This window comes from Algoriphagus sp. (assembly GCF_030694375.1).
In the GTDB taxonomy this organism is placed as follows: domain Bacteria; phylum Bacteroidota; class Bacteroidia; order Cytophagales; family Cyclobacteriaceae; genus Algoriphagus.
Map to the genome: position 1 here is coordinate 1 of NZ_JAUXYL010000029.1, position 2,015 is coordinate 2,015.

Sequence of the window (2,015 nt, forward strand, 5' to 3'; positions counted from 1 at the left end):
CGCTCACCACAAGCATGTTTCCAATACTCGCAGCATAAGGCGGTTTGGTAACTATTCCTGCAAATCGTCACCGAGAGACCTACTCTCATCTGTTTTAAAGCACCAATCAGCCGTTGGCTGATTGTTCAAGTCACACACGTCCTGCAGCTAAGAAATGTGAGGCATTTCGAAGCGATTAGCTATCGGCCTTAGATAATGTTACTTCGAGGAACAAACCTTTCGGATTCCACTTACCGCCCCATGTTTTCTTAGGTGCTGTTGCCAGTAGTGTCTTTATTTTCACGCTACATTAAATTCCAATTCATTCATTTCTACACTGAACTTAACGTTAGCTTTTAATGCTTTAAAGACTTTCAAAATCGTTTCGATGGTAACATTTTTTGTACTCCGTTCTAATTTCGAAATTTGGGATTTTTGGACACCTATAAGTTCTCCAAGTTGTTCTTGGGTCAAATTTCTTTCTTTCCGCACGGATTTTATCATTTCTCCAAGTAATTCCATTCGCAGGTCAAATTCGTATTTGTCCCTTTCTGGAGTTCCGATTCCCCCTATATCCCTGTCTTTGAGCTGGTCAAGGGTCATCATTTTCATTTTTTTATTCTTTGTTTCCATAATTTTATTGTTCAAAGTATTCTTTTCTAATCCTTTCCGCTTTTTCGATATCTGCTTTCGGAACTTTATCAACTTTTTTCACAATTCCATGTGTTGAAATGACAAGTGTTTCAGATTTGTCAGTTTTGTCCCAAAATGCGAAAAGTCGATATTGAAGTCCGCTATATTTGGTCCTGAACTCCCAAATTTCATCAGTCAGTTTTTTGAACAGTTTCGGGTCAAGTCCAAGTTTGGCCTTGTCAATGTTGTAGTAGATTTTTTGTCTTGTTTTCAAATCCAACTTTTCTAAAAACTCGAGAGCTTGTTCAAGAAAAATGACGTCAAAATATTTGTCCATTCAGCTTTTCAATTCATTATACAAAACAAAGATAATAAAAAGTTGAATTATATGGAAACATTTTGCGGTTTGCTCACATTACTGGCAACGTGATTCAGCTTGGAGACGGCGGGCCTGTCTGACGCCAGGCAGGCATTCGGACCACCTCTCTTCCAACTTACTCCTAACTTCTTAAAGATACTGAACTTTCTATTTTCTCTGAACCGCCCGCTGTATCCAAGGTGATGTTGTGGCATCGATTTTTTCAAGTGGATAATGGATTTATTCTTAATTGACCACCAACAGCTTTTAATACTTTCATTATTGTTTCAAATTGGGGCTTCGATCCTGTTGATAGGGCTTTATACAAACTTGGCCTACTCATCCCTGTTTCTTCCGCTATTTTGGACATCCCAATTGCTTTTGCGATGTGCCCAAGCGCAACAACTACATCATCATTATCCCCTTCCTCCAAAACAGAATTCAAATACTCAGCAATCATTTCCTTACTGTCCAAATAGTCCGCTATATCAAATTTTGATGTTTCCATTTTTTACTTTTTTATCCTTTTCCAAATTTCCTTTGCTCTTTCGATGTCCTTTTGTTGAGTTGATTTTTCTCCACCTACTAGAAGAATAATGATTTTCCCTTCTCTTTCCTTGAAGTAGATTCTATATCCTTTAGCATAGTCTATCCTCAATTCATGAATCCCTTCACCTACGGGTTTACAGTCCCCGAAATGTTCATCAATTTCAAGTTTTTGGATCCTGAACAAAATTTTCGATTTCGCTCTTAAATCCTTCAATTTTCTCAACCACTTGTCAAATTCAACAGTCTTTTCAATAAAGTACATCTACCTATCTGTATTCATTTGGATACAAAACTACATGTTTTTTCTAGATTTAAAAAGTTACTTCGAATATACTTGGGGTCTTTTAAAATGTGCCACAATCGGGTCAGGCAGGGGAATCTCACCCCCACCTTCCCACAGAACCGTGCGTGAGACTCTCACCTCACACGGCTCTTCATGTTATCAAATCACATTGAAAGTATAAACTCTCAGGGATATACCAGCAACCAGTGTTCG

The 2,015-nt window shown here is 38.1% G+C and carries 4 protein-coding genes; all 4 read right to left on the reverse strand.

Going from position 1 to position 2,015, the window contains the following annotated elements; genetic code table 11:
* Positions 1-279 precede the first annotated feature (279 nt).
* The 4 genes from Q8M62_RS11010 to Q8M62_RS11025 all read right to left on the reverse strand — a co-directional run bounded on the left by Q8M62_RS11010 (position 280) and on the right by Q8M62_RS11025 (position 1,781).
* Positions 280-591 carry a helix-turn-helix domain-containing protein gene (locus Q8M62_RS11010; RefSeq protein ID WP_305668091.1) on the reverse strand — a complete coding sequence of 104 codons (312 nt, stop codon included), beginning with the start codon at positions 589-591 and terminating at the stop codon, positions 280-282.
* Between the two features lie 25 nt (positions 592-616).
* Positions 617-949: a type II toxin-antitoxin system RelE/ParE family toxin gene (locus Q8M62_RS11015; protein ID WP_305668089.1), complete on the reverse strand. Its 333-nt coding sequence runs from the start codon at positions 947-949 to the stop codon at positions 617-619.
* Between the two features lie 244 nt (positions 950-1,193).
* Positions 1,194-1,478, reverse strand: coding sequence for an addiction module antidote protein (locus Q8M62_RS11020; RefSeq protein WP_010609860.1), 285 nt, complete (start codon positions 1,476-1,478; stop codon positions 1,194-1,196).
* 3 nt (positions 1,479-1,481) lie between these two features.
* Positions 1,482-1,781 carry a type II toxin-antitoxin system RelE/ParE family toxin gene (locus tag Q8M62_RS11025; RefSeq protein WP_305668090.1) on the reverse strand — a complete coding sequence of 100 codons (300 nt, stop codon included), beginning with the start codon at positions 1,779-1,781 and terminating at the stop codon, positions 1,482-1,484.
* Positions 1,782-2,015 lie beyond the last annotated feature (234 nt).